Source organism: Streptosporangium fragile, assembly GCF_039534445.1.
Taxonomy (GTDB): Bacteria; Actinomycetota; Actinomycetes; order Streptosporangiales; family Streptosporangiaceae; genus Streptosporangium; species Streptosporangium fragile.
On sequence record NZ_BAAAVI010000001.1, the window covers coordinates 332961 to 356762 of the forward strand.

General features: G+C 68.8%; 24 protein-coding genes, 4 tRNA genes and 2 pseudogenes. 11 read left to right on the forward strand and 19 right to left on the reverse strand.

What is annotated here, in order from left to right; all coding sequences use genetic code 11:
* The first annotated feature begins 33 nt into the window (after positions 1–33).
* Both ABD841_RS01575 and ABD841_RS01580 read left to right on the forward strand, forming a co-directional pair.
* The gene (locus ABD841_RS01575; protein ID WP_344966975.1) at positions 34–573 is read left to right on the forward strand and encodes a hypothetical protein; all 540 of its coding nucleotides are present in this window, start codon (positions 34–36) and stop codon (positions 571–573) included.
* Positions 574–702: 129 nt separating this feature from the next.
* Positions 703–2247, forward strand: coding sequence for an ISKra4 family transposase (locus ABD841_RS01580; RefSeq protein ID WP_344966977.1), 1545 nt, complete (start codon positions 703–705; stop codon positions 2245–2247).
* A 78-nt stretch (positions 2248–2325) separates the two neighbouring features.
* Here ABD841_RS01580 and ABD841_RS40720 read toward each other — a convergent pair.
* From ABD841_RS40720 to ABD841_RS01595, 4 genes and pseudogenes are all read right to left on the reverse strand, one after another.
* Positions 2326–2876: pseudogene (locus tag ABD841_RS40720) on the reverse strand (IS5 family transposase); the annotation flags it as partial.
* Between the two features lie 74 nt (positions 2877–2950).
* Positions 2951–3326, reverse strand: a pseudogene (locus tag ABD841_RS40725) (transposase); the annotation flags it as partial.
* A gap of 73 nt (positions 3327–3399) precedes the next feature.
* Positions 3400–4203: an APH(3') family aminoglycoside O-phosphotransferase gene (locus tag ABD841_RS01590; protein ID WP_344966979.1), complete on the reverse strand. Its 804-nt coding sequence runs from the start codon at positions 4201–4203 to the stop codon at positions 3400–3402.
* Positions 4204–4680: 477 nt separating this feature from the next.
* A tRNA-Lys gene (locus ABD841_RS01595) sits at positions 4681–4756 on the reverse strand.
* Between the two features lie 116 nt (positions 4757–4872).
* Between ABD841_RS01595 and ABD841_RS01600 the strand changes: the two genes are divergently transcribed.
* A complete protein-coding gene (locus ABD841_RS01600) occupies positions 4873–5496 on the forward strand; it encodes a 3'-5' exonuclease (RefSeq protein ID WP_344966981.1) in 624 nt (207 codons plus the stop codon).
* 181 nt (positions 5497–5677) lie between these two features.
* Here ABD841_RS01600 and ABD841_RS01605 read toward each other — a convergent pair whose 3' ends face one another.
* On the reverse strand, positions 5678–6835 hold the full coding sequence (locus ABD841_RS01605; RefSeq protein WP_344966983.1) for an acyl-CoA dehydrogenase family protein: 1158 nt from the start codon (positions 6833–6835) through the stop codon (positions 5678–5680).
* A 119-nt stretch (positions 6836–6954) separates the two neighbouring features.
* On the opposite strand from ABD841_RS01605, the gene ABD841_RS01610 reads away from it, so the two are divergent.
* Positions 6955–7413: a PspC domain-containing protein gene (locus ABD841_RS01610; protein ID WP_344966985.1), complete on the forward strand. Its 459-nt coding sequence runs from the start codon at positions 6955–6957 to the stop codon at positions 7411–7413.
* Position 7414: 1 nt separating this feature from the next.
* Here the strand turns inward: ABD841_RS01610 and ABD841_RS01615 are convergent, their stop codons facing one another.
* Both ABD841_RS01615 and ABD841_RS01620 read right to left on the reverse strand, forming a co-directional pair.
* Complete coding sequence (locus ABD841_RS01615) at positions 7415–8716, reverse strand: MFS transporter (RefSeq protein WP_344966987.1); 1302 nt, start codon at positions 8714–8716, stop codon at positions 7415–7417.
* Between the two features lie 180 nt (positions 8717–8896).
* The gene (locus ABD841_RS01620; RefSeq protein WP_344966989.1) at positions 8897–9247 is read right to left on the reverse strand and encodes a metallopeptidase family protein; all 351 of its coding nucleotides are present in this window, start codon (positions 9245–9247) and stop codon (positions 8897–8899) included.
* 34 nt (positions 9248–9281) lie between these two features.
* Between ABD841_RS01620 and ABD841_RS01625 the strand changes: the two genes are divergently transcribed.
* From ABD841_RS01625 to ABD841_RS01640, 4 genes are all read left to right on the forward strand, one after another.
* Complete coding sequence (locus ABD841_RS01625; RefSeq protein WP_344966991.1) at positions 9282–10784, forward strand: metallophosphoesterase family protein; 1503 nt, start codon at positions 9282–9284, stop codon at positions 10782–10784.
* Positions 10785–10875: 91 nt separating this feature from the next.
* Positions 10876–10948: transfer RNA gene (locus ABD841_RS01630), tRNA-Glu, on the forward strand.
* Positions 10949–11060: 112 nt separating this feature from the next.
* Positions 11061–11135: transfer RNA gene (locus ABD841_RS01635), tRNA-Asp, on the forward strand.
* Positions 11136–11163: 28 nt separating this feature from the next.
* Positions 11164–11237, forward strand: a tRNA-Phe gene (locus ABD841_RS01640).
* 645 nt (positions 11238–11882) lie between these two features.
* On the opposite strand, the gene ABD841_RS01645 is transcribed toward ABD841_RS01640, so the two are convergent.
* The 9 genes from ABD841_RS01645 to ABD841_RS01685 all read right to left on the reverse strand — a co-directional run bounded on the left by ABD841_RS01645 (position 11883) and on the right by ABD841_RS01685 (position 17863).
* Positions 11883–13154, reverse strand: a complete 1272-nt coding sequence (locus ABD841_RS01645; RefSeq protein ID WP_344966993.1) for a tyrosine-type recombinase/integrase — start codon at positions 13152–13154, stop codon at positions 11883–11885.
* Positions 13154–13333, reverse strand: a complete 180-nt coding sequence (locus ABD841_RS01650; protein WP_344966995.1) for a helix-turn-helix domain-containing protein — start codon at positions 13331–13333, stop codon at positions 13154–13156. Before ABD841_RS01650 ends, ABD841_RS01645 begins: the two co-directional genes overlap by 1 nt.
* The gene (locus tag ABD841_RS01655; RefSeq protein ID WP_344966998.1) at positions 13326–14672 is read right to left on the reverse strand and encodes a replication initiator; all 1347 of its coding nucleotides are present in this window, start codon (positions 14670–14672) and stop codon (positions 13326–13328) included. Before ABD841_RS01655 ends, ABD841_RS01650 begins: the two co-directional genes overlap by 8 nt.
* A gap of 134 nt (positions 14673–14806) precedes the next feature.
* A complete protein-coding gene (locus ABD841_RS01660; protein ID WP_344967000.1) occupies positions 14807–14929 on the reverse strand; it encodes a hypothetical protein in 123 nt (40 codons plus the stop codon).
* Positions 14926–15096 (reverse strand): hypothetical protein, encoded by a 171-nt coding sequence (locus tag ABD841_RS01665; protein ID WP_344967003.1) that lies wholly within the window; start codon positions 15094–15096, stop codon positions 14926–14928. Before ABD841_RS01665 ends, ABD841_RS01660 begins: the two co-directional genes overlap by 4 nt.
* Before the next feature lie 16 nt (positions 15097–15112).
* A complete protein-coding gene (locus tag ABD841_RS01670) occupies positions 15113–15469 on the reverse strand; it encodes a hypothetical protein (protein WP_344967005.1) in 357 nt (118 codons plus the stop codon).
* A 14-nt stretch (positions 15470–15483) separates the two neighbouring features.
* Positions 15484–16140 (reverse strand): DUF2637 domain-containing protein, encoded by a 657-nt coding sequence (locus tag ABD841_RS01675; protein ID WP_344967007.1) that lies wholly within the window; start codon positions 16138–16140, stop codon positions 15484–15486.
* Positions 16141–16146: 6 nt separating this feature from the next.
* The gene (locus ABD841_RS01680) at positions 16147–17529 is read right to left on the reverse strand and encodes an FtsK/SpoIIIE domain-containing protein (RefSeq protein WP_344967009.1); all 1383 of its coding nucleotides are present in this window, start codon (positions 17527–17529) and stop codon (positions 16147–16149) included.
* Complete coding sequence (locus ABD841_RS01685; RefSeq protein WP_344967011.1) at positions 17522–17863, reverse strand: SCO3933 family regulatory protein; 342 nt, start codon at positions 17861–17863, stop codon at positions 17522–17524. The genes ABD841_RS01680 and ABD841_RS01685 overlap by 8 nt, the downstream gene beginning before the upstream one ends.
* Before the next feature lie 145 nt (positions 17864–18008).
* Here ABD841_RS01685 and ABD841_RS01690 point away from each other — a divergent pair, with 145 nt between their 5' ends.
* Positions 18009–18398: a GntR family transcriptional regulator gene (locus ABD841_RS01690; RefSeq protein ID WP_344967013.1), complete on the forward strand. Its 390-nt coding sequence runs from the start codon at positions 18009–18011 to the stop codon at positions 18396–18398.
* A 198-nt stretch (positions 18399–18596) separates the two neighbouring features.
* On the opposite strand, the gene ABD841_RS01695 is transcribed toward ABD841_RS01690, so the two are convergent.
* Positions 18597–19814, reverse strand: a complete 1218-nt coding sequence (locus ABD841_RS01695; RefSeq protein ID WP_344967015.1) for a helix-turn-helix domain-containing protein — start codon at positions 19812–19814, stop codon at positions 18597–18599.
* A gap of 253 nt (positions 19815–20067) precedes the next feature.
* Complete coding sequence (locus ABD841_RS01700; protein ID WP_344967017.1) at positions 20068–20361, reverse strand: hypothetical protein; 294 nt, start codon at positions 20359–20361, stop codon at positions 20068–20070.
* A 340-nt stretch (positions 20362–20701) separates the two neighbouring features.
* Here ABD841_RS01700 and ABD841_RS01705 point away from each other — a divergent pair, with 340 nt between their 5' ends.
* Positions 20702–20968, forward strand: a complete 267-nt coding sequence (locus ABD841_RS01705; protein WP_344967019.1) for a GntR family transcriptional regulator — start codon at positions 20702–20704, stop codon at positions 20966–20968.
* Between the two features lie 84 nt (positions 20969–21052).
* Positions 21053–21634, forward strand: coding sequence for a DUF6461 domain-containing protein (locus ABD841_RS01710; protein ID WP_344967021.1), 582 nt, complete (start codon positions 21053–21055; stop codon positions 21632–21634).
* A gap of 504 nt (positions 21635–22138) precedes the next feature.
* Here ABD841_RS01710 and ltrA read toward each other — a convergent pair.
* Positions 22139–23581, reverse strand: coding sequence for a group II intron reverse transcriptase/maturase (gene ltrA / locus ABD841_RS01715; protein WP_344967023.1), 1443 nt, complete (start codon positions 23579–23581; stop codon positions 22139–22141).
* Between the last annotated feature and the right edge of the window lie 221 nt (positions 23582–23802).

Below are 23802 nucleotides of genomic sequence, written 5' to 3' on the forward strand. Positions count from 1 at the left end.
TCTGGTCGCGATCGGTCGAGTTGTCTACCGTGCGTGGTGGAGGCGATCGCGATGGGTTCGTTGCTGGAGGAGCTGGCGCGGCGGGAAGCAGCGGCACGGGAGCGGGTCGAGCGGTTGCGTGAACGGCTGACGGCCGAGGAAGAGACGTTGTCGCGGCTGGTGGTCACCCGCCAGACGGTGGAGGAGATCCTGCAGGAGGCGGCTTCGCCGGCGCAACGGACGCAGACCGGCGCGGGTGATGGGCCGGACGAGCGCGGCACGACGGGCGGAGACCGGCAAGCGGGACCGAGCGGGTCACCGATCGGGGTGGTGACGGTGCCGCGGTGGCGGCCGGGCATGAACGCGTCGGTGCTGCCGAGGGCCTATCAGGATGTGCTGGAGGTGCTGACCGATGCCGGTAGCGGCATGCGGGCGGGGAAGATCGTGGCGGCGTTGGGGCTGCCGGGCGAGGCGGCCAAGGTCGAGGGCCTGCGCTCGAAGCTGAAACGGCTGGTGGAGCGGGGCTGGCTGAGTGAGGAGGTCCCGGGAGTGTTCGCGGTGACCGAGCAGGTCCGCACGCGGTTCGGCCGGTAGTCCGGCTCGGCCGGCCGCTCCGGGGCGTATCACTATGGTCTCACCGGGCGGGTGATTGCCGCCGGGCTCTTCCGCCGCCAGGTTCGAGGGTGCGACCCTGCCCGAACCTCACCGGAAGAAGAGCCCGTGATGGAACCGTACGACACGGCCGTGATGGCTGACTGCTTTGCATCGGCGAAGGACACCTTCAACTGTCTGATCCGGCAGCTCGCCGATCCGGCGGCCGCGGCGCTGTCTCATGACCTGCTGGAGGACCTGGTCGCCGAGCAGGGGCGTGAGCTGCTGCGCCGGCTGCTGCAGGCGCACCTGGACCTGCGGGCGATGCGTGAACGGCGAGCGGCGCTCCGGGCCCGCCGCGGGGCCGGCGGGGCCGGGATGATCGGCGTCGATGAGGTGGTGCGGCGCCGGCTGGAGAGCGGCCATCACCGGCAGCTGGCCACGATCGTCGGGACGGTGACCGTCACCCGGTGCGCCTGGCGCGCGCCGGGAGCGGCCAACCTCTATCCGGCCGATACGGCGCTGTCGCTGCCGGCCGGGCGGCATTCGGCCGGGCTGGCCCGGCTGGCCGTGCGCGAGGCGGTGCGCGGGAGCTTCGACGCCGCCAAGGTGGCGATCACCTCCCGGTGCGGGCCGGTGATCGGCAAACGACAGCTGGAGGAGGCGGTGGTGGCCGCCGCGGCCGACATCGACGCCTTCTACGCCCAGCAGATCCCGCTGCCACGCACCGCTGAGGAGCTACTGGTCATCAGCGTGGACGGCAAGGGCGTGGTGATGCGCCCCGAAGGGCTGCGGCCGGCCACCCGGCAAGCGGCCGAGCGCCACCGCGCCACGTTCCGCACCCGGCTGGCCTCCGGGGAGAAACCCTGCCGCAAGCGCATGGCCATGCTGGGCGTGGTCTACGACGCCGTGCCCGCACCCCGCCGCGGCCATGATGTGATCGCCGTCCCCGGAGGCCGCAGCGGGGACCGGCCCGCCCGGTCCGGACCGACGGCCCGCAGCAAGTGGCTGTGCGGATCGGTGTCGGCCGATCCCGGCGAGGTGATCGCCACCGTGTTCGACCAGGCCGAGGCCCGCGACCCGCGGCACGCGCGGACCTGGGTCGTGCTCATCGACGGCGCTCGCCACCAGCTCGGCCTCATCCGGGCCGAGGCCGCGCGCCGCGGGGTGGGCATCAACGTCGTCATCGATGTGATCCACGTCCTGGAGTATCTGTGGAAGGCGGCATGGTGCCTGCACGCGGGCGGTGATCCGGTCGCCGAGGACTGGGTCGCCGCTCACGCGCTGTCCGTGCTGGCCGGCCGCGTCGAAGACGCTGCGGCCGCCCTTGATGCCCAGGCCACCGCCGCCGGGCTGGGCCCGGGCCGCCGCGGCGGCGTGGACGCGGCCGTCCGCTACCTGCGCGGCAACGCCGCGTTCCTGCGGTATGACGAGGCATTGGTGGCCGGTTGGCCGATCGCCACCGGTGTCATCGAGGAAGCCTGCCGTCATCTGGTCAACGATCGCCTCGATATCACCGGTGCCCGGTGGGGCCTTGCGGGTGCCGAGGCCGTCCTCACGCTCCGGGCCGTGATCGCGAACGGCGACTTCGACGCCTACTGGCGTTTCCATCGCGCTCAAGAGCACCGCCGGGTTCACCAGACCCGCTACCAGGCCGAACTCGACCTCACTGCCTGATCAGTCCAGTCCCTACAGAAGAGCTACACCCTTGTGAGCTTCTGTATGCGGCCATCTAGGGCGCGTATCGGATTGTGATCAAGGTGTGGTCCGGCTGAGGTCTTTGATCCAGATCATCGCGGCGCGAAGGTAGAGGCCGGCGAGGTAGCTCGCAGGGGTCTTGTCGTAGCGGGTGGCGATGCCCCGCCAGGCCTTCAACTTGTTGATCAGCCGCTCGACGGTGTTCCGCTCCTTGTACAGATCGACATCGTGACCGACGGGCCGACCACCCCTGCTGCCCTTCTTCTTCCGGTTGGCGGCCTGGTCCTTCTTCTCCGGGATGACCACCGTGATGTGACGTTTCCGCAGATAGGTGCGGTTGCTACGGGAGGAGTAAGCCTTGTCTGCGGCGACCGCGCCGGGCCGGGTCCGGGGACGGCCCACGGGCCCCCGGACGCGTACTTTCTCCAGCACGGGGACGAACTGCGGGCTGTCGGCGGCCTGCCCCGCGGTCACGACGAACGCCAGCGGGCGGCACCCGCGGTCGGCGGCGAGGTGGATCTTGCTGGTCTGCCCGCCCCTGGACCGTCCGAGCAGGGCGGCTTTCAGCCGGAGCTTCCGTCGCCGCCGGACGCACCGCCGTTCTTCTGCTTCGGGATCGTTTGCGGCGTTCTGCTCTTGTCATCCCTCCCGGCCGCCCCCTTTTGCCGGGCCCTGTCGTCTTCGGCGGCCTTCTCCAGGGCGGTGATGACGCCTGGGTCGAGGTGCATCCCGGCGGCGTCGTGATGGGCTCGGGCGGTGGTGGAGTCCACGCCGACCAGGGACAGATCCACCGTGCCGCGGGCGGCGGCCTGCGCGATCAGGCCTTCCAGCAGCGCTTCGAAGACGCCGGCGTCCCTCCACTGCCGGAAGCGGTTGTGGACGGTCGGCCAGGCACCGAATTCCTTGGGCATCTCCCGCCACTGCCCGCCCGTTCGAAACCGCCAGATCACGCCTTCGAACTGCTGCCGCAGCCGCTCGGGGCAGGGGCCGTACCTGCCGATCGGCAGGTACGGCCCGATGAACTCCCACTCCTCATCGGTCAGTTGCGCGCGCGTCACGTCCGATGGTCTACCGGATCAGGCCCCGCCATAGGGACGAATCCCCGTAATTGATCACGACTCGATACGCGCCCTAGAAGAACTCGTCCAGCAGCCGGTAGAACGCGATGCGGCCGAGGTCGGGCGTGATGCCGTAGCGGGCCAGGAAGCGCTTCGCGTAGGCGGGGCCGTACTGCGGATTCAAGTCTTCCTGGGACAGGCTGCGGGTGGCCAGGGCCAGGTCGGCGTAGCGGTCGGCGACCCCGAGCCGGCCGACGTCGATCACCCCGGTGACCTCCAGTGTCTCCGGGTCCAGCAGGATGTTGGGCAGGCACAGGTCCCCGTGGCAGACGACCCGGTCCTCGATGGCGGGGACACTCGCCTCCAGGGCGGTGAGCAGCTGTTCGGCGTCCCAGCCGCAGCGCTCGTCATCGAGGTCGTCGAGGTCCACCAGACCGGCTTTGGCGGCCTGGCGGGCATGGGTGAGGGTCACCGCCAGTCCTCGGTCGAACGGGCAGTCGTCGACGGGGAGCGCGTGCAGCGTGCGGGTCAGGTCGGCGAGGGCGTCGACCACGGCGCCTCGCTGCCCCTGCGGCCAGGGGGCGGCGGCCGAGCGGCCCGGCACCGCGATCGTCACCAGCCACATCACGCCGTCGCGGGTGCCGTGCTCGACGACCTCGGGGGCGGGGATGCCTCGGTCGCGCAGCCAGGTGAGGCGTTCGGCCTCGGCGCGAAGGCAGAAGCCGCTGTCGGGGTGCTCCGGCTGTGGGGCGATCTTCACGAAGTAGGCCGACCGGCCGTCCAGTCGCCAGACGGCCGCGCCGGACATGCCTTCCCGTACCGGGTTCCACTCGTGCCGGTGGTAGCGGCGGCGCAGCAGTCCGGGTATGCCTTCCATAATGATCAGCGTGCCAGACCGGCCGCGCGGTCCGGAGCCGCTTCGGCGAGATGATCGGCTCGGCGGCGGGGAAGGGTACGGCCAAGGGCTTCCCCGCGGCCGAGCGGCTGAGAAGGGGCGTGGAATCTGCCCAGCTCATCGCTGTATATCCGGATAAGAACCCCAGCTGCGGGAGAAGCGATCCACAACCTGTGGACTACTTGCCGTTCCTGGCCGTAGAGCCCGCCGTCTGGAGAAGCGGCGGCTTGGACAAGACTCGGCCGCCGTCATGGCTTTTCCGGGCGTGGTGGCCCGGCGGGGTCTTCTGTCGTGGTCTTCCGGTGATCGTCTGTGGGGTCTGACCTGAAGGAACGGCTCTAAACGATCTACCGTGTGCCCGGTCCGTGCCCGCGAGCAAACATCGAGCAAACATCGCCGATCTCCGGCTCGCGAAGACCCCGCCTGGCCCGAGAAAGCGCAGGTCAGACGGGGTCTGAGTGGTAGGGCGCCTGGGACTCGAACCCAGAACCTACGGATTAAAAGTCCGCAGCTCTAACCATTGAGCTAACGCCCCGCAGGTGACAGCGTACCGAGGATAGTGTCCACTGACGTCCGTCGCCAGGTCCATCGGTGGTCATCTGTTTGCGGAACGGGGGGTAGAGGGGGTGGATGGCTCCTAGAGTGGCAGGCATGACGAGCTCGGGGCTTGAGCCCGCCCGCGATCCCCAGGTGTCCACACGGCAAGGGTATGTCGTGGTCGACGTGGAGACCACGGGTTTCTCCCCGTCCAGGGGCGACCGGATCTGTGAGATCGCTCTGGTCTCGCTGGACGCCCGCGGTGAGACCGTCGACGAGTGGCACTCGCTGATCAATCCCCGGCGCGGCACAGGAGCCGTGGAGGTTCACGGCATCACCGATGCGATGGTGCGGAGGGCTCCCATCATCGAGGAGGTGCTGGACGCGGTCTGGGAGCGGGTCGCCGGGCGGGTGCTGGTGGCCCACAACGCCTCTTTCGACCTGCGGTTCCTGCGCGCTCTCCCGGGCAGCCACTGGGTGACGGAGACCCTCTGCACGAAGCGGCTCGCCCCCCACTTCGTGCCCGGTGAGAAGGTGACCCTGGCCGCCTGCTGCGAGCGGGCGGGCATTTCGCTCGTCGGCGCCCACGCGGCCCTGGCGGACGCCCGGGCCACGGCCGAACTGCTCCGCTTCTACATGCAGACGGGCGCCTCCTGGCACGACAAGCTCCACAAGGCGGCTCAGGCCCCCGAGTGGCGCCCTTCGGGACTGCCCCAGCGCCCCGCCCACCGGCGGTGACCCGGAAGCGTCTGCGGCCCGTTCATCGCTCTCGGCGGGCATCCGCTCCCGGCGAGGGCAGCCGATCGTGGCGACGCGCCGGTGGCCCGCCCGCCGGCGAGTCCGAGCCGGTGTCTCCGGGCCGGGGCCTCCGGGGCACCGCGCCCGGGCCGGGAGCCTTCAGAGCGGCGCGTCCGGGGGCTCAGCGGTAGGCGGGAATGCCGGTCAGGGCCTCGCCCAGCACCAGCGTGTGGATCTCCTGGGTGCCCTCGTACGTCAGGACGCTCTCCAGGTTGTTCATGTGCCGGATCACCGGATACTCCAGGGTGATGCCGTTGCCCCCCAGGACGGACCGTGCCTGACGGGCGATGTCGAGGGCGGCGCGGACGTTGGCGAGTTTGCCGAAGCTGACCTGGCGGGGCGTGAGAGTGCCGGCGTCCTTCAGACGGCCCAGGTGGAGCGCGGTGAGCTGGGCCTGCCCCAGGGCGACGTACATCCAGGCGAGCTTCTCCTGGGTCAGCTGGAAGGCGCCGATGGGCTTGCCGAACTGGACGCGGGTCTTGGCGTACTCGACGGCCGACTCCAGGCAGGCGCGGGCGGCGCCCACGACGCCCCACAGGATGCCGAAGCGGGCCTCCGTCAGGCACGACAGCGGGCCCTTCAGGCCGCGCACCCCGGGCAGTACGGCCGAGGCGGGCAGGCGGACGTCGTCGAAGTAGAGGGAGGAGGTCACCGAGGCCCGCAGGGACATCTTCTTGTGGATCTCCGGGGCGGAGAAGCCCGGGGTGTCGGCGGGGACCACGAAGCCGCGGATGCCGTCCTCGGTCTGCGCCCAGACCACGGCGACGTCGGCGATCGAGCCGTTGGTGATCCACATCTTGGCGCCGTTGAGGATCCAGTCACCCGAGGGGTCCTGCTTGGCGTGGGTGCGCATGCCCGCGGGGTCGGAGCCGTGGTCGGGCTCGGTCAGGCCGAAGCAGCCGATCGCCTCACCCGCGGCCATCCGGGGCAGCCACTCCTCCTTCTGTTCCGCGGAACCGTACTTCCAGATCGGGAACATCGCCAGCGACCCCTGCACGGACACGAACGAGCGCAGTCCGGAATCTCCGGCCTCCAGTTCACGGCAGGCCACGCCGTACGAGACGGCGTCGAGGCCCGCACAGCCGTACCCTTGCAAATGCATGCCCAGCACGCCGAGGGAGCCGAGCACCGGGCCGAGCTCGCGGGCGGGGAAGACCGCCTCCTCGAACCAGTCTCCTACGTGGGGGAGCACCCGATCGGAGACGAAGTCCTGGACGGTGTCGCGGATGAGCCGCTGCTCCTCGGAGAGCGTGTCGTCGATGCGCAGGAGATCGTCCATGGGTGTTCCTCTCTCGTCGGCCCTGTCAGGGTATTGCCGGGCCGCGCAGGGTGCATGTCAGGGTCACGCCAGGGGGAATCCCGATGTGACCGAGGGCTCCGGGCGGGCAGTCTGAAGACATGAACGAAAACCACTTCGCCAGCGTCAAGCAACTCCGCAGGGCCCGGGACGGGCGCATCGTCGCCGGCGTCGCCGCCGGTCTCGGCCGCTACATCGGCATCGACCCCAACGTCATCCGGGCGGTCCTCGCCGTCGCCACCTTCTTCGGCGGCCTCGGTGTGGCGGTCTACGCGATCGGCTGGCTGCTCCTGCCCGAGGAGGACAAGGACAGGTCGCTGCTCCAGGATGTGATCGACAAGAACAAGGACAACCCGATCTGGCTGGACGCCAAGGCCAAGGCGGAGCAGAGCTGGGCCAAGGCCACCAGCCAGTACCGCACCTCGCACCAGCAGGCGCCGCAGTACCCCACCCACCAGGAGCCGTTCCCGCAGAGCCCCGTCCCGGGCCCGCAGCACCCCGCTCCCGTGGCCCCGCACGACACGGCTCCGGGCAACGGCGACCCCTACCGCCGGGCATGAGTCAGGAGGTCGCCTCCGCGCGGACCTTCTCGATGATCTCCTGGCGGCATCGCCTCCAGAACACGGCCAGCGCGGCCGCCACGGCAAGTCCGGCCGCGCCGGCCAGTGCCACCACGAGCTCGGGGCCGAGGTGGTCGGCCGCGGCCCCGCCGATGAGGATTCCGACGCCCTGAGAGGCCAGCAGGCCCGACTGCACGAGGCCGAAGGCCTGCCCCCGCTGTTCGGCGGGGACGCACTGCACGAACGCGGCGTTGGCCGCGAGCTGGTAGGCCCCTCCGACGCCGGAGAGGAACCACAGTCCCAGCACCACGACGAGCGGTGGCCGCAGCGCGCACAGCACCAGCGGCGCGCAGGTCAGCATCGCCATCCAGCCCATCGCCCGCAGCCGGTTCGACGGGCTGACGTAGCGGCTGAACAGGAAGGCGCCGACGACCGTCCCGGTCGGCATCGCGCCCATCAGCAGACCGGTGACGAACGATATCCGCTGCGCGTCGTCATCACCGGTCAGCGCGGCGGCGTAGGGGGTGGCGATCCCCTCGGGGAGCACGTAGAAGCCGCACAGCCAGGCGAGGAGCACCAGCGTCCGCAACCGGTGGTCGCCGAAGATCAGACGGGCGCCGGTACGGGTCATCGTCCACATCGAGGGCCGGACGTCGTCCGCCGGGACGGGGGCCGGGCGCCGCCGTACCCCCGAGACGATGATGAGGGCCGAGGCCATGAAGGTCGCCGCGTCCAGGGCCAGCGCGCGGTACGGGCCCATCCCCATGATCAGCGCCCCGCCGAGGGCGAAGCCCAGCATCTGGGCGCCCTGGTTGGTCATGTTCTGCAGGGCGGAGCCCGCGACGTAGCGGTCGCCCTCGAGGAGCTCGGGCAGCAGGGCCGCCCTGGCCGCCGAGAACGGCGCGCTGAGCAGCACCACGCAGAAGACCAGCACGCACAGCACGGGGAACGAGACGCCGGGGATCGCCATGAGCCCGACCATGAGGGCGCGGAGCAGGTCGCAGACGATCATGATCCGCCGCCGCGCGTGACGGTCGGCGAGACCGGCCAGCAGCGGCCCGCCGATGATCGGGGGCAGGTAGGTCAGCGCGTAGACCGACGCCGTGGCCAGGGGGGATTCCGTCCGCTCGAAGACCAGGACGGACAGCGCCACTCGTGAGAGCTGGTCGCCGAGGAGGGAAAGCCCTTGGCCGAGCCAGAGCGCGCGAAACTCCCTGAGGGCGATGACCTCGCCGTAGGTCGCTTGGCGTTCGGCCGGGCGGCGGTGCCGCCCGGGTAGCCGGCCGGACTTGGTGGCCGCCATAGGACTCCGCTGAGTTCGCAGGCACATTGACTGTGGGTGTTCATTGTGTAACCTACGGTGCCTGCTGGAAGGCTCGCGCGCAACCGAAAGCAATCAAGCGCATACAAACTGTAACTACATGTGACGATATTTCGGATATCACGGGCTTTGGGGCCCTGGGTTGCGAACCGGCGGGGTCGGCTACCAGCCCAGCTCGTGCAGACGGTCGTCGTCGATGCCGAAATGGTGGGCGATCTCGTGCACGACGGTTATCTGCACCTCTTCGACGACGTCGTCCTCGGTCTCGCAGATTGAGCAGATGGGGTTGCGGTAGATCTCGATCCGGTCGGGTAGCACTCCTGCATACCACTCGCCTCGTTCGGTGAGCGGAATGCCCGTGTAGAGACCGAGTAGATCTGGTTCAGGTGGATCGTCGACCACGACCACGACCACGTTGTCCATGACTTTCGTCAGCTCGGGGGGAATCGTGTCCAGAGCTTCGGCCACGAGCTCTTCGAACTTCTCCCGCGAGACCTCGATCACACCCGTCATTCTGCACCGTTTTCCGGGGTAAGGGTGGAGGCGCATGAACTTCAGGAAGTGGACCCACGGGGCCCGTCGCTTCGCCACGGGCCGGATCGCGCGCGGCGTGGTCGTCGTCGCCGTAGCCATCGCCGGCGCCTGGCTCGGCATCATGTTAGGCGGCGCCGTACGCACCAACGTCGGCCCGGTGGAGCTCGGCATGTCGGCCGAGCCGTCATGGTCGGGCGAGACCGTCGTCGATGCTCACCCTTTCGGCACACTTCTGTTCGACACCCATGACGCCCCGGTCGGCCTCCGGGTCACCCTGGAGAACATCAACCCCGACCGGGCGTACGGGTTTCTCGACGACCCGCGGTTCTCCGCCGACCGGCTCCCCCGCCTTCTGGAGGAAGAATTGGGCGCAGGCGTCAGGACGCTGACCTTGCGCGCGGCGTTCTGCGGTCTGGCGGGTGCGCTGGTCGCCGCCCTCGTCGTCTTCCGGCGCCCGGGCCCGGCCCTGGCCGGCCTGCTGGGTGTCGCGGTGGCCATCGCCGGTACGGGCGCCGCCACGGCCCTGACCTTCCGGCCCGACTCCGTGGTCGAGCCGAAGTACACGGGCCTGCTGGCCGGCGCGCCGTCCCTGGTCGGCGACGCCGAGTCGATCGTGACCAGGTTCGAGTCGTACCGGGTCCAGCTCGCCAAGCTCGTCAACAACGTCTCCCAGCTCTACGACACGGTCTCCTCCCTGCCGGTCTACGACGCCGACCCCACCTCCATCCGGGTGCTGCACGTCTCCGACATCCACCTCAATCCCATCGGATGGAACCTCATCCGATCCGTCACCGCCCAGTTCAAGATCGACGTGATCGTCGACACCGGTGACCTGACCGACCACGGCAGCGGCCCCGAGGACAAGTTCGTCCGGGAGATCGGCACCTTCGGCGTGCCGTACGTCTTCGTCAGGGGCAACCACGACTCCAAGGCCACCCAGCGGGCCGTGGCCAGGCAGAAGGGCGCCGTCGTCCTCGACGGGACGGCCAAGACGGTGGCCGGGCTGCGCATCTACGGGCTGGGCGATCCCCGGTTCACTCCTGACAAGTCCGTCCCCGTCGACTCCGACCTCAACTCCCTCGACGCCCTGGGCCGCTCCCACGCCGCCAAGCTGGCGCAGGACCCCGAACCGGTCGACCTGGTCGCCGTGCACGACCCGACGATCGCCAAGGGCTTCTCCGGCGCCACCCCCATGGTCCTTGCCGGCCACTCCCACGAACGCTCCACCGAACTGCTCCCCTCGGGCACCCGCGTCCTGGTCCAGGGCTCCACCGGCGGTGCCGGTCTGCGGGCTCTCGAACACGACGAACCCACCCCCGTCGCGGCCTCCGTCCTGTACTTCGACCGCCACACGCGCCGCCTGCGCGCCTGGGACGACATCACCCTCGGAGGGCTCGGCGAGCAGTCCGCCCAGATCCAGCGTCACGTCGAGGTCGACCCTGGCCGTACAATTTCTCCTGTGCCGACGGTCGCCCCGTCTCCAACGGGGTCGGTCAGCGCCACGCCAACGCCGTAAGCCGGAAAGCCGCTTTGGCATCGGGGCAAAAGTCCCCTATGCTTCAGAGGTCTCCAGCGGAAGACGGCAACGGACAGGACGCAAGTCCTGCGCCCCCATCGTCTAGTGGCCTAGGACACCGCCCTTTCAAGGCGGCGACACGGGTTCGAATCCCGTTGGGGGCACGGCCGAGCGAAAGCTCACCGGGGAAACGGCAGGTCGAAGACCTCCGAAGAGCTGGTAAGCTAAGCAAGGCAAGAACGACAGGGGCCACAAAGCCCCGGTCAAGAAAAGCAAGGTCCTGTAGAGCAGTTTGGAGTGCTCGCCACCCTGTCAAGGTGGAGGTCGCGGGTTCAAGTCCCGTCAGGACCGCTCTGGTAGGTGTTCGATACACCGTCCAGGTCAGGTAGCTCAGTCGGTACGAGCGTCCGCCTGAAAAGCGGAAGGTCGGCGGTTCGACCCCGCCCCTGACCACAGCAACTGAGCAGGGAAGACGCCCCGAACGATCATCGTTCGGGGCTTTTTTGATCTTCGGTGACAGCAACACTGACAGCAACGTCGGCCGCTGGTCGAGACTGCTCCACTGCCGTACATGGAGCTTGACGGGTGAAATCCAGCTGCATCATGCACCATGTTGCTCCATCGTGCTCCATGATGACCCATGCTCGGGCTACGCTAAATGCCTGCAACTCGTAAGCGCTGTCGCTAGCGGAACCGCTAGTGACAGTAGAGAAGAGAGTGGCCCGACTCGACTGGCAGTCGAGCCGGGCCGGCTGTGGGATGGTCCGTCCGCTAGCTCCTCAGAGCTAGCAAAGCCGTCGCCAAGGGGGCTAGCCTTGTCGCGGCTTCCAGGACGGGCCACACCCAGGCCCACGGTTGTGGACGTCGGTGCCTTCCAGCCACATACATCACCTCCTCTCCTTGTCGGAGCCAAGCATTGGCATCTGACTACGGGGCGACGAGGAAGTGATGTGGTTGCTGTCCCACTGGTGTAGCCGTCCCAGGCTAGAACAGGGGACCGCGCTGCATCTCGGTATATGCCGAACTTCCCGAAGATCGTGGCTAACCAACGCAGATCGCCCCGGCCGTCAGTGACCAGGGCGATCCGAGAATCGGCTTTCAGCCGAGGGCATCACCGAGCTTGCCGAGGGCGTTGCGCTTGTCATCAAGGGATACGTGGGCGTAGATCGTCATTGTGACTTCGATGTCACTGTGGCCGACGATGTCGCGGACGACCTGGGGCGGCACGCCGAGGTTGAGCAGCAGGGTCACACAGGTGTGACGGAGATCATGAAAGCGCATGTCGCCGAGGCCGGCCTCCTTGCGAATCGCTCCCCAGCTCCGCCGGAGGTTGTCCGGTTCCATCGGGGTGCCGCGCCGGGAGGGGAAGACGAGGCCGTGTTCCTCCCAGTCGTCCCAGCGGTCGGAGCGTTCGGCGAACTGCCGCCTGCGATGCTCCCGGAGCGCCTCGACACAGATCGAGGGGAGCGGGACGGTTCGCTCGGAGTCGTCGGACTTGGGGCGGACGAACTGGAGACGGCCCCCGACCCGCTGAAGGGTCTGGATCACTTCGAGCTTGGCGCCGTCGAGGTCGACATCCACCCAGCGAAGCCCGAGCAGCTCCCCGCGCCGTAGGCCGAGGCAGAGCGCCAGGACGTAGAGCGCGGACAGCCGGTGCTCTCGGGCGGCCTTGAGGACTGCGCGGGCCTGCGGCACGGTCAGGCCGCGGTTGACCTTGTACTTGGGAACCGGGACCTTGACGAGCTTAGCCGCGTTGCGGGGGATGATCTCCTCGCGTACCGCAGACTCCAGGGCGTTGCGGAGGACGGCGTGCACGGACTGAACCATGCGGGTCGACAGCCGGGACTCGCAGCATCGGCCGCCCTTGAGCGCACAGCAGAGAGGCTTCTCCCGGGAGGCGTCCCAACCGTGCTTGCAGCACTGGCACTCGGTACGGGTACGGGTGATGAACAGCCGGACGTCCTGAGCGTTGAGCTTGTTCAGCCGCCGCTTACCCAGCCCGGGCACCAGGTGGAGCCGGACGACGCTCTCATAACCCTGGTAGGTCTTGGGACGCCGTTCCTCACGGACGATGTGCACCAGCCAGTAGTTCAGGTAGTCGCCGACGGTCCAGTTCTCCAAAGAGACGGGGATGCCCTCGTCGGAGTTCTTCAGAAGCTCGGTCAGCTTCCTTCTGGCCTCATCCTGGGATCGGGCCGAGCCCTGCACTCGCTTGACGGCTCCGCCCGTCGTAGGAACGAAGGCGGCGTAGCCGTACCGGCCGTCCTTCCGGGGCCAGATGCTTCCCTCACCGTTGGAGCGCTTACGGATGCGGCGCCGGCTCTGTCGCTTCGGTTCTTCCTCCGGCATGCCGAGTGCCGTCTTGGCCATCACGCCATCTCCATCAGGTTGTGGATGCACTCGGCCACCGCGCCAACCGGGATCAGGCGACGACGCCGGATCTTCACGCTTCGGAGTTCCTCGGAGCGGATCAGGCAGTACAGGGTCCACCGGCTCACCCGGAGGCGCGCGGCGGCCTCGTCGACGGTCAGGAGCTGCTCGTCATCCATGGGCCTCTCCAGACAAAGGCGGAACGCTGTTGCCGGTTAAGGCAGCGGCGAGGAGGGCGTCTCCGATCGACAGGCCTTGTCCGGCGTACTCCCAGTGGGAGATGACGAGGACGGTGTCCTCGTCGAACAGGGGCAGTCGGCCGGTGCTGATGGCTTCTCCGCGCATGTGTTCGGTGCGTGCGGCGCGGAGCTTGCCGAGGGTGGTGGAGTAGCGACGGCTCTTGGTGGAGAAGTGGCCGCGGAAACCGAGCATGTGGGCCCAGGCGGTGAGTCGGAACTCGGTCAGCTCGTCGAGGGCGCCCAGGCGTAGGCACTCGGCGATGAGCCGCCGGGCGTGCTCGCGGATCGGCAGGGCGGCCAGGTCGTCGGGGGAGGTGATGCGCCGGTCGAGGGTGCCGACGCATTCGGCGGCCTTGGTGGCGTACTTGGCGATGTAGCCGGCCACGGCCTGGTCGGTGAGGTCGCCGTGCAGGGTGATCGGCCGGACGTCGAGCTGCGTGCCCCACTGGAAGGCCCGCGCGGGCTCGCCGGGCACCTCGGGGGCGGTCACCGTCACCGCGGAGGCGGCGTGTCGGACGGCGTCGGTCAGCAGGTCGGCCGTCGCCCAGGCCGGAGGAGCGGTGATGGGTCCTTTCGGGCCGTCGACGCGGATGACGGCGTGGAAGTGGACGACGCCGCGTCGTTGGTACTCGGCGACCTTGGCGAAGGAGATGACGACCTGTTCGCGGAGCTCCCGCAGGGTCAGCCCGGCGTTCTTGGCGATCCGCCGGCGCAGGGCTTCGGTGAAGCGGCGCCACAGCTCCGGGGCCAGGGCGTTGAACAGCACCGAGCCCGCGTAGTCGTAACAGTCGGGGCACAGCGGTTCGCCGAGACAGGGTTCGTCGGCGCCGTGCCGGGCAGTGCAGGACATCACCCGCCCGTGCGGGCACATCCCGGCGTCGCGCCTGGCGTGGCACAGCAAGATCTTCCCGTTCTTCTCCCGCCGGGTGTGCACGGTGCCGAAGGACGGGGCGGTGAGGGTGACGAACAGGCACGGGTGCGCGCTGACGGTCTCCGGGACGCCCTTGCCGCCGACCAGGCCCGCGCGCACGAGCTGGTAGGTGTCGGCCCGGTAGGTCTCGGCGCAGGTGGGGCAGCGGGAGGCGCGGCGGGTCTTGCACGGCACGCGCAGCACGCCGTCCGGCTCGCGGTGGGTGCTGTAGCGGTGCAGCAAGGTGCCGGTCGCACGGTCCCAGTGCTCGACCTTGCCGCGCAGGTGGATCGGCTGGCGGCAGCCGCCGGTCCGGCGGATCTGTGAGGCCCAGCGGGCATAGTGCGGATCGTGAAGCCGGGAGATCATCCCGGCGATGGCATGTGGAGCGGTCAGGGTGGGCAAGATGGATTCCGTCCTGTGCAGAGGTGATCTGTGAGGGATGGCCCCCGGCCTGGCGCGGAACTTGGCGGTTGTGTGGCCAGGCGGGGGGCGCTCACGGGTCAGGCCCCGTGGTTGTCGATGCCGATGCCGCCGCAGTCGGGGCAGGTGTCCCCGTCGCCAGTGACGCCGGTGCCGTTGCAGGTGCCGCACCGGTAGCGGATCACCGGGAGCGATTCGGTCATCGGGCGTTCTTGATCTCGCGCGGGATGATGTCGACGAAGACCCGGTAGGTGCGGGGCCGGGCGCGGTCGGGGAAGGCCCGCGAGACCGAGGTCACGGTGAAGATCTCGCGGAGGCGGAACATGCTGTAGGTGATCTCGGCGTGGGTGCCGTCGAGGCGGATGCGCATGGTGGGTGTCCTTCGGTCAGGCGGCGGTGGTCTGGTTGGTGTCCGGGGTGACGCAGCCGTGGTAGCTCATGAGGGCGTCGTGCCGGGCGCGGGCGTCGGCGAGGATGGCGGTCGCCTCGTAGCGGACCGGCCCGAAGCTCAAGGTGGTCACGTAGTGGCCGTAGGGCAGGAAGTCGGCGTCGATGCCGGTGCCGCACAGGGCGGCGATCCGGTCGATCTCGGCGCACATCTCGGCGTCGGTGGCGTGGTCGGGGAAGTAGGTGACGAGCGTTGAGGCTTTCGGGGCGGGAAGCTCGGGGTTGGCCTCCAGGAAGGCGGCCAGGTCTCGCAGCCCGGTGATGAAGGCGGTCCGGCGGTCGGTGTCGGTGGACATGGGTGGTGCTCCTTTCACAGGGCGTCCGGTGCGGTGCGCAGGTGGCGCAGCAGGTCGGCGGCGAGGTGGTTGGAGACGCCCAGGCGGGCGCGCAGCAGGTCGAGAGTGATCGGGTTGCCGTGCTTGGCGTGGTGCTCGTCGACCACGCGCCGGGCGTAGTCGAGCAGCGCGGGAGACGGCTCGGTGCCGTCGCCCTGGGTGCTCCGGTCGGCTTCGACGGCCGGGGCAGGCGCCGGAATCGCGGGAATCGGCTCGGGGACGGACGAGGCCGACGACGGCTCGGAACGGGGGCCGGTGGCCCGGCGCTCCAGCATCGAGACGGCCACCAGGAACGCCGCCGCCGGGGTCGCGGCGGTCAGCCAGCCCCAGACCGAGGGCTCGGCCTGGTGGAGGTTGGCGGCCAGGGACAGGACGATCCCGGCGACGAGAACCAGGGTGGGCCAGGAGACCCACCCGGTGCGTGCGCGGCCGGTCTTCTTGTCGCGCTGGCGTTCGCGGGCGGCCATGACACAGGTCAGGTCGACGCACACGGCCACCGCCCAGGCCATCGGGCCGGTCTGCCCGTGCTCGGTGGCGGTCTCCCGCACGTGGGTGAAGGAGCCGGCCCCGGCAATCAGTGCCAGGACGAGGACGGGGCCGGAGTCCAGCAACCAGCAGGCGAGGCGTCGCATGAGGGGTCAGCCCTTCCGGGGTTCGGGGACGACGGGGTCCGGGGTGAGGAACTCGGCGAGATCCGCATCGGTCATGTCGGCGGCGTAGCCGCCAACGGTGATGTCCGCCCAGGACGGGGCCAGGTGGGCGTAGGTGTGGGCTGCTCCTTCGGCGGTGTGCTCGGAGACGTAGAAGGAGCGGGCGCGGTACCACTGGCCGTCCTGGGAGGCCACGATCGCCACCCCCGGCGTCTCGGCGGCGATGGCGCGGGCCGACACCAGGGCGGCCGGGTCGAGGTCGCCGAGGGTCATGGTCGCGGTCTCCGGATCGTTGACCCGGTGGCAGATCCGCCCCGAGCACTGGGCGCGCAGCGCGGTCACGCCGGGGCCGAGGTCGGAGCCGATGCGCTGGCCGCAGCAGAACAGGTAGATCCCGAACGCCCGCCCGAGCTGCGCCACCCGCAGCAGCGCCGTGGAGGTACGGGCGATCTCGTCCTTCTCGCTCTTGTCGGCCATCAGATACAGCTCGGCCAACTCGTCCACCAGGACCACGACCGGCACCGGCCGCCGATTCTCGGGTAGCTGCCAGATGTTGCGGGCCCCCGCCGCCCGGCACAGGCCCATCCGGTCGGTCATCAGCCCGACCAGGTCGTCCAGGAGCCCCGCGCACTCGGCGCGGGTGGTGGCCAGCGCCGACAGCCGGGGCGCGTACGGGGTGAACTCCACCCCGCCCTTGAGGTCGAAGCCGACCAGCGCCACCGGTTGCGGCGCCAGCCCGACGATGAGGGCGTTGGCCAGGTTGGATTTCCCGGACTGGGTGGCCCCGGCGTTGAGCCAGTGCGGCACGGTACGGAAGTCGATGACCCACGGGGCGCCGGTCTCCAACCGGCCGACCGTGACCTTGAGCAGCTCGATGGAGGCCGGGGCCTGGTCGATGCGCACGAGCGGGTCCTGGATGGTCGCGGCCAAGTCGACCCGTCCCGGGCGCGGCGACGACACCCGGACGGCGTGCACGCCCCAGGAGTGCGCCAGCCGGTCGGCCACCGCGGCGTAGTCGTCCGGGATCTGGCCTTCCAGCAGGTGGACGGTGACGCGCCAGCCGTGCCGGGTCGGCACCGGCCAGCGCATCCGGGGCTTGGTGTCGACCGCGACCCGTTGGAGGCGCCGCCGCACCCGGACCAGGCCGGTGGAGGCGACCAGGCCGGGCACGGTGGTGAACCAGAACCGCTGGCGCTTCTTGGTCAGGGCGCACCCGAGGGCGACCTTGCGCCAGGTGGCGCGCACGGCGAGGGCGGTGAGCGGGTAGCCCAGGCACAGCCAGAAGGATCGGCGGTGCCAGTGCCGCCAGGCGCCCAGCCCGGCCGCCGCGGCGGCCAGGAGGGCGAGGGCGAGGAGAAGGTGGTCAGACACCGGCGGCCTCCGCCGGGGCGGTAAGGGGCACCAGGGAGGTGGCCCGGTAGGCGATGCCCCAGCGGCCGGACAGCTCCCAGACGTAGCCGACCAAGCCGATCGGCCGGACCGCGTCGCCGGGGCTGACCGGGGGTTCCCCGGCGATACCGATCTTGACGAGTTCGATCTTTCCGGTGGTGTCCTCCACGGAGAACAGGACCTCGTAGACGGTCTGGCCGCTGACCTTGTCGGTCTTGATCTCGCCGGTGTCCTTGTTCACGATGCGCGGGCACGGGGCCTTGACGCAGATGAACTGGAGCCGGGAGACGTCGACCGGGATCGGGATGTTGCGCATGAGCTGGGAACCTCCAGTGAGTGACTGTGCTGCATATAAAGATACCTAGGTATCTAGGATTATAAACCGATACAGCTGGGTTGCCTTCAAGATTGATTACAGGTTGCCCAGAGACCTAGATGCCTAGAACGGCTACTGTTGGCATATGGGCACTACTGACCGGCGTCGGCCATACCTTCGCATCGCCGACGACATCCGTCGCGAGATAGCCGCCGGTCGCTACGCGGTGGGGGAGCAGCTCCCCGTAGCGCGAGAGCTGGCCGACAAGTACGGCGTAGCCATGATGACCATCGGCAACGCCCTCGCGGTGCTTCGGGACGAAGGCCTCATCGAGACCCGGCAGGGCTCCGGCAGCTTCGTCACCCGCCCACCGGACGGCACCGACGCCGGCGGCCAGGCCGCGCCCGAGGAGCAGAGCGAGGCGTTCGCCCTCATCTCGGAGCAACTCCGCGAGATGCGCGCACAGATGCGCGAACTCAGCCTCAGGCTGGACGAGCTAGACGCCCGGACTCGCTCTCATAAACCCGAGCAGTGAGCACGACCGTACGCCGCTGAAGCTCGGCGAGCTCCGCCACGATCTCCGCCAACTCGCGGAGCAAGATCTGCCGTTCGATCTCGTGAAGACCCACGTACTACCCCATTCGTATAGGCGTGTCGGCAGGGCACGAGCGCGCCCCGTGGAACCCGATGGATGGGGAGCCATGCGCGGACAGGCTCACCGGACGAGCTTGGATCAGGCCAGCCTCATCACCTGGGCGAGGGCCGAAACCTCACGCTGGTGACGGTGCTTGCCGCTGTCTCGCAGGTCACGCACGATGTTGCGGACCAGAGGACGGTTACGGACATGCTGGGGAGCGATGCGATCCGCGCGCAGGAGCGCCTCCACCGCCTCGTTCTCCTTGCGGTTCATGTGGTAGCCGGCCGCCGCGCACGTCCAGTAGTGCGCCTGCCGCTCCGACGAGGCGATCTCGCCAATCTCCACCTGCTCCGCTCGCGTGATCACGTCGCGCGGACGCCCCAGCTCCATGCTGATCTCAACCGCGTGGATGGTCGTGTTGACCCGGTTGAACTGCGTCTGGAAGACGTTGCCGTTGGCCGGGAGACCCTCGGCCACCTGACGTGCTTCGGCCAGGTGGCTTTCGGCCTCCCCCTGGTTCCACAGCCGGGCGAAGGCAACCGCCGCCCGCAGGTGCATCGCTCCCCACAACGCCCGGAGCGCATCACCACCGGACCCCACGTGCGGCTCAAGCTGATCCAGCGCGGACAGCGCCGCGTTCTTGGCCGGGTCGAGCGCCGCCTCGTGCAGCCAGACCCCGCACAGGTCCCACGACGCCGCGGCGACGAGCTCCGGAGCGCCGACCTGCTGGGCGGCCACCAGCTCCCGCTGGACAGCGGTCCACCCCAGGTCGTGATGCCCGAGCAGGTTGGAGGAGACCCGCGCCATGTGGCAGGCCCGCAGCATCAGCGCCTCGGCCCGGTCCCGATCCGCCGAGGCGTCGGAGGTGATGAGCAGCAGATCGGTGATGATGCTCGGCAGCACCTCACCCAGGGCGGTGAACTTGGCGTCCTGGCGCAGTTGCTCGGCGAGCCGAACGTTGGCCTCCAACTCGTCCAGGCTCCGCGGTTCCCGGTTGCCCAGCAGCGCGGCCCCGCCCGGCATGGTGGCCTGCTGAAGAGCCAGCCGCAGGCCGGGGATCGCCGAGTGACCGGAGTCGAGGTCTTCGGTCTCGTGCCGGTAGGGCTGGCCGGTGAGCTCGGCCACCTCCACCCCGAGCGCCTCGGCGAGCTGACCGACGACGCTCATCCGGTCCAGCGGCATCCGCCCGTTCTCCACCTTCGACAGCCAGGAGACCGACCGGCCGATCTTCTCGGCGAGCGTGGCCTGATCCCAGCCCTTGCGATGACGAGCCCGCGCGATTCTCTGGCCCATCGTCATGTGCTCCGTCGCCACGTTCTCACCCTCCCTCTCGTCGTCTGCTCCGACGATAAGCGGGGTGATCCCGGCCACTGGCAGAAAAACTGCCAGTGAGAAAACACGTCTAGCCGCAGGTCGGCTCTGACCTGCGAAAATGGTGCCTTATGAAGGTGTCACTCCGTGTCCTCGACATGCGCGACTCGCCGTGTCGAGAATATGGACTGAACCATATGTCAGATTTGTCGTCTGCGCATCCTCCAGGATTTCCGGTGAGTTCGGGAAGGGAAAGTCAGCGGGCGCGGCCCGAGATGATCCACAGCCACAGCTGCTCAGCGTCGCGGACCCGTAGCCAGTCACTCTCGTGCAGCAATCCACCGTCTCGGCAGGATCGGCGGATGAACGCCAGCCCGCTCGCCGTGCAGAGCTCATACGACGGCTTCCGGCACCAGCAGGTGTGCTCACGGACCCGCACTCGATCGGCCCGCCGACCCGCCGGGCGCCAAGCCACGACGATGTGCTCCTCCTGCACGGGGGCGACGTGGATCGAGTGGTAGACCTTCGCCAGGTGCCCCAATCCGCTCACCGCCTCGGCTCCGAATGGGGGATGGCAGCGAGTTCCGGGACGGCCTGGTTCTGCTGCTCGCCCCCCGGCGCCGTGACGGCCGGACCGTCGTCGGGCCAGGCCGGCCGCGGGACGAAAGAGGGGCAGGCATCGGTGAGCGATGCGGCGAGCCGCACCCGGCGTCCCCCTCCAAGGTCACCGTGGGATGCGACCGGGAAGGGACAGCGGCCCCTGGGCCATCCCGCGCCGCCGCTCACCGATGCCATACGCCCAGGCTAGAGACGAGAATCATAGATGTCTATAGGGCACCGTAGGGCCATCCGGAAAACGATGGGAAATCACAGGTTCCTACAGTGGCCTTGTGATCGAGTTTCGCGAGGATCAGCCCAGGTGGCAGCAGGTTGCCCAGGTGATTCGAGAGCGCATCGCGTCGGGCGCCTACCGGCCTGGTTCGCGCGTGCCCAGTGAGAACGATCTGATGCAGGAGTTCGGCATCGCTCGCATGACGGCCCACAAGGTCATGAAGGCTCTCCGCGAGGAGGGCACCATCTACACCGTCCGGGGCCTCGGCAGCTTCGTCAGCGCTCCCGAAGGGGAGAAACCTTCAGCCGACAGCGACTCAGAGTAGTAGCCGGCACCGCTCGTAGAGCGCTCAATCCCGTGGGGAACCGCCTGCACCCGTTGTGTCGGTCGGTGCTGCGAGCATGACGGCATGATCACACCCCCTGACGACTACACCTGGCTCGTCGAAACGGTGGACGGTGCCTGCCTCACCTACGTCCGCGGCCTGACCCCCGAGGAAGTAGTGGTCCGGCGCGGCGGCCGGCCGCAGGACTTCACGCCCATGCCGTTCTGGGACCTGGGCGGTGCCGGCGACTCCGGCGTGTCCCTCGGCGTGACGACCATCGGCGACTGGGTGCTGACCATCGAGCCCGGCTGGCACGGCCTCGCCAAAGAGGTGATCATGCCGTTGTCGGCGGGCGCCCGCGTTGTGTCCCACTACTTTCTCAGCATCAAGGACCTCGACCACTTCTACTGGATCGAGGACGGCGAACTTCGGTTCTGCTTCATCGCCCAGGAGGGCTACATGGAGGAGGTTCCGGATGAGCTCGTGGAGACCATGGAACGGATCGATTCCGTCTACCCTCCGCTCGCCGACCCCCACAAGGGGCCGATGTTCCTCCTGACCGAGCGTCTCACCGGGATCACGCTGACACCGCAACTGCTGGAGGAGTCCACCTACCTGGGCGGAGCCGTTCCCGAACCTCGGTCCTGGAAGATGCTCTGGCCGTGATGAGCGGGATCCACCATCCGTGACCCGCGGATCGGCCGTAGCCGGTGAGCCCACTCCGCTGCATGCCCCAGCCGAGTCCACCAGGACACCCCCGCGGACCTGCCGTACCAGGCCATCGGGGTAAGAAAGCCGCACCATAGGCGACGCCCGAGTCCAGTGGGAACCGCACCAATCAATCCAAGATCACGCGAGTCATGTGCTGCGGATGAGAACTTTCTCCACGTCTTTAAAGCGGCCCGCCTACGGCGGTCCGCATCGCGCGCCGGTCGGCCAGCCGGCCGGGCTGCGGCTCTTCGGCCGGTCCCGGCCGACGCCGCCCTGCGCGCACGAGTACGCCGGTTAAGGCCTGACGATCGCTCACTTCGGTTCTCGCCGCCCATGCTCGGGGCGATCGGCTGTTGGGTCGGACCGGGGTGCGGTGTCAGCCTTGCGACTGGCCCGTTTCCCCGGCCCGCCCGCCGAACCCGGCGTGCGACTCTCACCGCACCGGGCTCTCCACAAATTTCATGCCGCCGGGGATGGTTGTTCTGTCCGCCGTGACCAGGGTGCCGGGATGCCCCACGCGCGCCAGCGATACCGGCTGACCGGCATCGATGCCGCATCCAGCAGAGCGATCCCGTCTGCGGAGATCTCCCAGCCACCCTTCAGCAGCCGGGTCCGCACCTTCTTCCATGACATGCCGCCGTGCCGCTTGCGCAGCCACCACCACAGGCGGTGCCAGACGTAGTGGCCCAGGTAGCTGAACGTCCGTTTGGACGAACCGTGACGGAAGTAGTTGCACCAGCCCCGTATCACCGCATTCAGGCGGATCAGCAGGGTTCTCAGGTCAGGCTGTCCCGGGTGGACCAACGCCCTCACCTTGGCAATGACGGCGTTGACCGCCTTCTTGCTCGGATAGGTGTAGACGGTCCACCGCTGGGTTCCTCGTCTGCGGCGCCGCTGGATGTGGTGCCCCAGAAAGACGAACCCGTCATCGAGGTGAGTGACCTGGGTTTTGGCCTCCGATAGGCGCAAACCCATCGGAGCCAGTACCGCGGCCGCTTGCTCTCTCAGCCGCTCGGCATCGTGGCGGGTGCCGTTGACCATGGCGACCCAGTCGTCCGCATAACGGATCAGCCGCCAGTTCGCCGCTCCTCGTTGCCGCCGGTTGTCGCGCTGCCGGACCGTGGCCATCGTCTGGTTGTGCTCGGCCATGAACCACTCGTCCAGGACCGACAAGGCGATGTTGGCCAGCAGCGGGGAGAGAATCCCACCTTGCGGGGTTCCGGCACCGGTCTGTTCCTGTTCACCGAGTTCCGTCAAGATCCCGGATCTGCAGAACGCCTTCACCAGCGCGAGCACCCGCTTGTCCTCGATCCGCCTGCGCACCCGGTCCATCAGGGCCGCGTGCGAGATGGTGTCGAAGCACGCCTCGATGTCCGCCTCCAGCACCCACTCATAGCGATGGGAGCCCATGTGGTGGATCTCGGCGATCGCGTCGTGCGCACGCCGGTTCGGGCGAAACCCATACGAGCACGGCGCGAAGTCCGCCTCGAAGATGGGTTCCAGAACCAGCTTCAGCGACGCCTGAACCACCCTGTCGGCGAGCGCGGGAATTCCCAGCCGGCGCTTCTTGGAAGTGCCCGGCTTGGGGATCAACCGTTCTCTGACCGGCAAAGGAGCAAAGGAGCGCGAGCGCAGCTGCTCGCGTATCCCGTTCAGGAACGCCTCTTCACCCCACCCGGCGGGGATGTCACGAGCCGTCAGCCCGTCGACGCCCGCCGTGCGGGACCCGGTGTTGCCCCTGACCCGGCGCCACGCGACCACGAGGAACGCCGGATCTGCGACCAGGTTGAACAGATCATCAAACCGGCGAGCACGCTCCTCACCGGACCAGCGGTGCAGTTTGGTCTGAATGCTCAGTACCCGCCACTCGGCCGTCTCCGGCTCCAGCAGCAGTTCGCCCATATTCACAGACGGCCTCCTGACCTGACGTCCCTACCTGCTGAAACTGCTGCCTGCCTTCCCCATGTGCGCGGCTTTCCCGCGCTCGGAGTACTACGCAGGCTCCGTCCCATCCCGCGCCTTCGGCGGACGACGCACCTATCCCCGCCCGTCCCTGGAGGAGACGAGTTGGATCACCCCGGGTTGGTTGGAGGCTCCGGAACCTGGAAGGGTGAGGAGCTATG